This is a genomic window from Gilliamella sp. Lep-s35 (genome assembly GCF_009795845.1).
Classification (GTDB): domain Bacteria; phylum Pseudomonadota; class Gammaproteobacteria; order Enterobacterales; family Orbaceae; genus Gilliamella.
This window is the reverse complement of the sequence record NZ_WTEX01000028.1, coordinates 22,079-28,126: the sequence shown is the minus strand read 5'-3', so window position 1 is coordinate 28,126 and position 6,048 is coordinate 22,079. Positions and strand designations below refer to the sequence as shown.

The following is a 6,048-nucleotide window of genomic DNA, read 5'->3' as shown; positions in this document are numbered from 1 at the left end:
CATCTGTTTAAGTTTGCGATTTTCTGCTTCAAGTTCTTTTAAACGTTTGATATCTGAGCTTTCCATTCCGCCGTATTTTTCTCGCCACTTATAAAAAGTCGAGTTGCCATGCCATATTTACGGCAAAGCTCTTTAACCGGAATACCCGCTTCAGCTTCTTTTAATATCGATACAATTTGGTGTTCAGTTATTTTTTTCATGTTTAAATCCTCTTTTACTTTTATCATAGAGAATTTTCTACTTTTTTGTTGTGCTATTTTGGGGGATGGTTACATTGTAAACTTTTCAGTTTATCGGTGCATGTTTTAATGGGGATATTGCCTGAACTATTTTTGTTTTGAAAAATAGGATAGAAAATCAAGGCAAATACTTAAAATAATCATCTGTAAACTTTAATAAAATCAATGGTTTTTATGACATGTTTTGTAGTTGATTTCTCCAAAAAATCCTCAAAACTACAAAAGTTGTTTACTTTTTTGAGTCTTGGTTTACAGTATCTTTGTTATTTTTTGATAAAGGATAATACGTTAATAAAATTAAGAAGGAGGTAAAATGGCTTATGCAAATAAACAGCAGTTATTAGATGAAATAAACAAGACAGCCAAGTTGTTTATTGATGAGTTTACAGTTTTGTCTGAATCACAAAAAGACACCTTAGTGGAGGGTGTTGATCGTACTCCAGCACAAATGATTGCTTATCAACTAGGTTGGCTTAATTTGGTGAAATCTTGGGATGATGATGAGCTTGCTGGTCAAACACCTGAATTACCGGCCCCTGGATACAAATGGAATCAATTGGGTAATTTGTATCGGCAATTTTATAAAACATATCAATACCTATCATTACAGGCATTAATTCAAGCATTTAATCAGCAAATCACCATTTGGAATGATTGGATTCAATCTTTGAACGAAGACACTTTGTTTATAAAAGATAGCCGTAATTGGACTAAACCTTATCCTGAATCTTGGACTGTTGCTCGATTTATCCATATCAATTCTGTGGCGCCTTTTAAATCGTTTAGAGCAAAAATAAGAAAGTGGAAAAAGCTAAATGCATCAGTTTAAAATTATATTCAATATAATGTAAGGAGAATAATATGGCCTTTACAGAAACAGAACGACAGCAATTGATGGAGCTTAAATTCGTGGGTACCAAAATTATTGAAAGGCTTGAAGATATGAAGTTCGATTCTTTCGATAAATTGCGTAATGCTAGTTTAGATGAAATCCTTAACGAAGGTGCATTATTAACAGGTTCAACTTGTTGGAAAAACAGTCATCAAGCAAGAACGGCAATAAGTAATATTTTGAGTTTAGTCAACAATACGTAATATCCCTTTTTACGAGCAGCGAGTGCATCCAACTTTTTAATTGAACAATGATAGTCAATTTTTTGATTTCTTATCTATTTTTAAGATATTTATACTGAAACGTATAGTTACCTGAAACTTTTTTACAAAAATTAATTATCTCTAGTGTTCAAGGAACAGCGGCATTTCAACGGAAATACCGTTTTCTAACTTAGTTTATTCCCACACATATAGGGAGCAGACTAATTATCGCTAATGGTTATATAATTAAAATAAAAAAGTAAAATTCCACCAAATTTTTAGTTTGATTTTTAATCATATTATTAGGGCGTGTTGATCTTTCGTGATTATTTTTTAGACGGCATGATATGAGTTATAATAATTCTGCAAAAAACAACCATAACTCGATTCATCATGCCAAGAACAATGCTAACAGATAAACGGTGGGAAAAGCTACTACAAATAATGAAAAATACCGGCCGAGTTTATAATAAATCCGAGCATCGGATGACGTTTGAAGGGAGCCTTTTCCGAATGAGAACCGGTATTCCTTGGCGAGATTTTCCAGAAGAGTTTGGTGAATGGAGCACCGTCTATAGACGATTTAATTTGTGGTCTAAAAAAGGAATATTAGTTGATATTTTCAAACAGTTATCACAACTAGCGGATTTTAAATGGGGGTTCCTAGATAGCTCGATTATCAGGGCTCATCAACACAGCACAGGCGCTGCAACGGAGCATTGTGAGCAAATAGATCAGAGCTGTGGTGGTCATTCAACTAAAATTCATCTTGCGGTTGATAGTGGTGGTTTGCCTATTTGTTTTGAGCTTTCTCAAGGACAACGACATGATATCACTTATGTAGAAAACCTAGTTGAAAAGCTCGATGAAGTCAATACAGTGATAGCCGATAAAGGTTATGACAGCGAGCCTTTTCGGTGCTTTGTTCGTCAAAAAGGCGGACGAACGGTGATTGCTAAACGTAATTATGGTAAGGATATAGATAAAAGCAGTATGGATAGGTGCCTTTATCGCTATCGTCATTTAGTCGAGAATGCCTTTGCTAGAATCAAGCAATATCGTTCAATATCAACTCGATACGATAAGTTAGAAAGGAATTATGCCAGTATGGTATCACTGGCATTTATGTTAATGTGGCTGCCAATGTATTGTTGAGCAATTTATGTACAGCAAAGATCAACAGCCCCTAGGGACTGTTGATTTTTTTTATGAAAAGAAAAGAAAAAATTATATATGCAGAAAAACACCTGGTTTTCACATTTCATGGTTAAGATAATTCGCTAAAAACGCATAAGGCGTTTTGCTTGAAATCGCTTTATTCGGTTTAACGGTATAGACTCCTGAATATTTTTTACAAAATAACCGGCAAAATAAACCAATAAATCGCCATGCTTAATGTGGGGTTGCTATTTTTTATTGATTGGCTAGCTTTTTATAACTTAAATATGATTTTTTTGTTTTTTTACATAAACGTAGTGCGCTCCTGAAAGTTTTTAACAAAAATGTAGCTGTCTTTATTTTTTAGATAAAAATGTTTATTTAGATAAACAGCGTGATAACCGGAGTATCAATCAACAATCAACTTTCAGTGGAAAAATCAAAAGTGTAATACATATGTTAATAAGTGATTACTGAATTAGGTAGTTATTGCCGTATATCCATTAAAATTAGCTTTTCTTTTGAAAAGTTTTGTGAACGCTTTCTTTACAGTAATAAAGAGATGTTTGATTTGCTTACAAAAGCTAGCAGCGGTGATAAGAATGCACAATATAAACTAGGAGCAAAATAGTTGATCTAGGCAACTCTATGAGATAGGACTATATTATTTTGCATTGCCAGCTGATCAAGACCATGAAAAAACCAAAATTGTTATCTTTTAACTAAAAATCACCTTTGGATTAATTTTTCATGTTAGATGATTTAAAACTATGCTGATATAAGGCGCGGTTTTTATTTTATGAAATGGCTTCTAATTCGAGACGTTCTAGATGCTGAACTACATTATTGTGCTGCATAGGCTTTAATCTATCATTCATGACTTTGATAGCTTCTGAAAAATTGAATGTTTTATTCATTGCCACAAATGTCGGCTGAGCAATAATGCATAGCGATGCGTTTTCCCCCGCTTCAACCACCATTAAACAAACTTTTTGACCACTTTCTTGCAAACTTACTTCAACAATATCCGTTATTTTGGGCTTATACAACATTGGTTGTTGAGAAAAATACCAACTCTTGGGCATTTGAGGTTTTAAAAAATTAGCTGCCACAATAGCGTTAATAGATAGTTCAATTTTTTGAGAATCAGTTAAATTAAGCAACTGACAGCTATCATGGAATTGATAATAAGACGTTGCATCACTAACTGAAAATGGAAACTCTCCTCCAAAAACATCTGGAATGAGCATTTTGCTTGGATAACAAGAGCGAAATAACATTTCAGATGAAACTTCAAGCATTAAGCTATCGTATTGACTATCAAAATACCATCGCCAACAATCCGTTGGTCGAAAAGCAATTTTCATTGATACATCACCCTCGTTAGTTAAATTAAATTTGGTCAAAAAGATAACATAATTAATATCAAAAATAAATATAAATTTAAAATAAAAATTATTTAATTATATAATTTTTAAAAACTTAAAATAAAAACCAAAGATCAAAAAGATTCATTTTAGATCCTTTCGGATCTTTTTAGGATTATTTGTTTTATACTAAAACAGATGCTTTTCTGAAAGTTTTTTACAACAAAATTTAGAGATGATACTTTAATAAAAAAGTTAATAAAAAGGCGCTTTTCAGCACCTTTTTTATAGTTATAAATTACTATTTAGCTTGCTACATTAATACGTTTCATATCAGTCATATAACTACGTAATTTTCTGCCAATTGTTTCAATTGGATGATTACGTATTTCTTCGTTCACATCACGCAATAATGTATTATCAACACTACCTTCTGGAATCACTTTACCAAGATCGCCTGACTGTAACATTGGCATGAACTTTTCTTTTAATAGTGGCACAGCGGCATTAGCAAATAAATAGTTACCATACTCAGCAGTGTCTGAAATGACCACGTTCATTTCATATAAACGTTTACGCGCAATAGTATTAGCGATAAGTGGTAATTCATGCAATGACTCATAATAGGCTGACTCTGGCAAAATTCCTGATTCAAGCATTGTTTCAAACGCAAGTTCAACCCCTGCTTTAACCATCGCAACCATAACAACCCCTTGATCAAAATAAGCTTGCTCATCAATTTTACCTTGGTATTCAGCTGCTTTTTCAAATGCCGTTTCACCGGTTTCTTTACGCCACTTAAGCAGGTTCACATCATCATTTGCCCAGTCTTTCATCATCGTTGATGAAAACTCTCCTGATATAATATCATCCATATGTTTACGATAAAGATCTGTCATGATCACTTTTAATTCTTTGGCTAATGCATTTGCCCTTAATTTAGCAGGGTTTGATAAGCGATCCATCATTAGCGTAATTCCACCTTGTTTTAATGCTTCGGTGATCGTTTCCCAACCAAATTGAAGTAATTTACATGCATAAGCAGGATCAACACCATCGGCCACTAGTTTATCAAAGCAAAGTAATGATCCTGTTTGTAGCATTCCACAAAGAATTGTCTGTTCGCCCATTAAATCTGACTTAACTTCAGCAACAAATGAGGATTGTAAAACACCTGCACGATGACCACCTGTTGCCGCAGCCCATGCTTTTGCAATGGCTAAACCTTCTCCTTTCGGATCATTTTCAGGATGAACGGCGATCAGCGTAGGTACACCAAAGCCGCGTTTATACTCTTCACGCACTTCAGTTCCAGGACATTTAGGTGCCACCATCACAACAGTAATATCTGAACGAATTTTTTCGCCAACTTCAACAATATTAAAACCATGAGAATAACCTAATGCTGCGCCTTGCTTCATTAGTGGTTGTACCGCTTTTACTACTGCTGAGTGTTGTTTATCGGGTGTTAAGTTAATAACAAGGTCAGCAGTTGGAATTAATTCTTCATAACTTCCTACTTTAAAACCATTTTCAGTTGCTTTTTTCCATGATGCACGTTTTTCGGCAATAGCTTCTTTACGTAACGCATAAGCAATATCTAAACCCGAGTCACGCATATTAAGACCTTGATTAAGGCCTTGAGCACCACAACCAACAATAACAATCTTTTTACCTTTTAAGAAGTTAGCTTCTGATGCAAATTCATCACGACCCATAAAACGGCATTGTCCTAGTTGTTCTAATTTTTCACGCAAATTTAGTGTATTAAAGTAGTTTGACATTATTTCCTCCAAAAATTGAGTTATTTCTAATTAATTACTATATAGTACTTTTTATATTGCGAAAATTGATATATTTAAAAAACAATATTGCGTAAATCGCAATACGCTTGCCAAGTTAAGTACTTTCTTTTAATCTAGAGTATCTTCAATTTTCAATAAATCAATATGGATGCTCGATATAAGCAAGCAAATAAAGAAGCTAAACTATCGTTATTATTAACTTTTATTTATCTTCTTGGATGGGTTATTTGTGCTTACTGCATTAGCGATAAAATAGGATTTTTAGGATTACCATTGTGGTTTGAACTATCTTGTATTATGGTGCCTCTAGGTTTTATATTGCTTTGTTGGTTGGTTGTCAAATTTCAATTCAAAAATATTTCATTAGAACAAAATAAGTAATTA

6 protein-coding genes and 1 pseudogene are annotated in these 6,048 nt (G+C 33.5%); 4 read left to right on the top strand and 3 right to left on the bottom strand.

The features are described from left to right. Positions 1–200: pseudogene (locus tag GQ590_RS12520) on the bottom strand (transposase); the annotation flags it as partial. A 352-nt stretch (positions 201–552) separates the two neighbouring features. On the opposite strand from GQ590_RS12520, the gene GQ590_RS10545 reads away from it, so the two are divergent. From GQ590_RS10545 to GQ590_RS10535, 3 genes are all read left to right on the top strand, one after another. Beyond that, a complete protein-coding gene (locus GQ590_RS10545) occupies positions 553–1,068 on the top strand; it encodes a ClbS/DfsB family four-helix bundle protein (protein WP_160409279.1) in 516 nt (171 codons plus the stop codon). A 32-nt stretch (positions 1,069–1,100) separates the two neighbouring features. Next, positions 1,101–1,334, top strand: coding sequence for a Pathogenicity locus (locus tag GQ590_RS10540; protein WP_085165567.1), 234 nt, complete (start codon positions 1,101–1,103; stop codon positions 1,332–1,334). Positions 1,335–1,727: 393 nt separating this feature from the next. Next, positions 1,728–2,489, top strand: a complete 762-nt coding sequence (locus GQ590_RS10535; protein WP_160422596.1) for an IS5 family transposase — start codon at positions 1,728–1,730, stop codon at positions 2,487–2,489. Between the two features lie 800 nt (positions 2,490–3,289). Here GQ590_RS10535 and GQ590_RS10530 read toward each other — a convergent pair. Next, positions 3,290–3,859 (bottom strand): cell division protein ZapC, encoded by a 570-nt coding sequence (locus tag GQ590_RS10530; RefSeq protein ID WP_160408904.1) that lies wholly within the window; start codon positions 3,857–3,859, stop codon positions 3,290–3,292. Between the two features lie 305 nt (positions 3,860–4,164). Further along, positions 4,165–5,643 carry a ketol-acid reductoisomerase gene (gene ilvC, locus GQ590_RS10525; protein ID WP_160408902.1) on the bottom strand — a complete coding sequence of 493 codons (1,479 nt, stop codon included), beginning with the start codon at positions 5,641–5,643 and terminating at the stop codon, positions 4,165–4,167. A 165-nt stretch (positions 5,644–5,808) separates the two neighbouring features. On the opposite strand from ilvC, the gene GQ590_RS10520 reads away from it, so the two are divergent. Then, the gene (locus GQ590_RS10520) at positions 5,809–6,045 is read left to right on the top strand and encodes a YhdT family protein (protein ID WP_160408900.1); all 237 of its coding nucleotides are present in this window, start codon (positions 5,809–5,811) and stop codon (positions 6,043–6,045) included. The last annotated feature ends 3 nt before the right edge of the window (positions 6,046–6,048 follow it).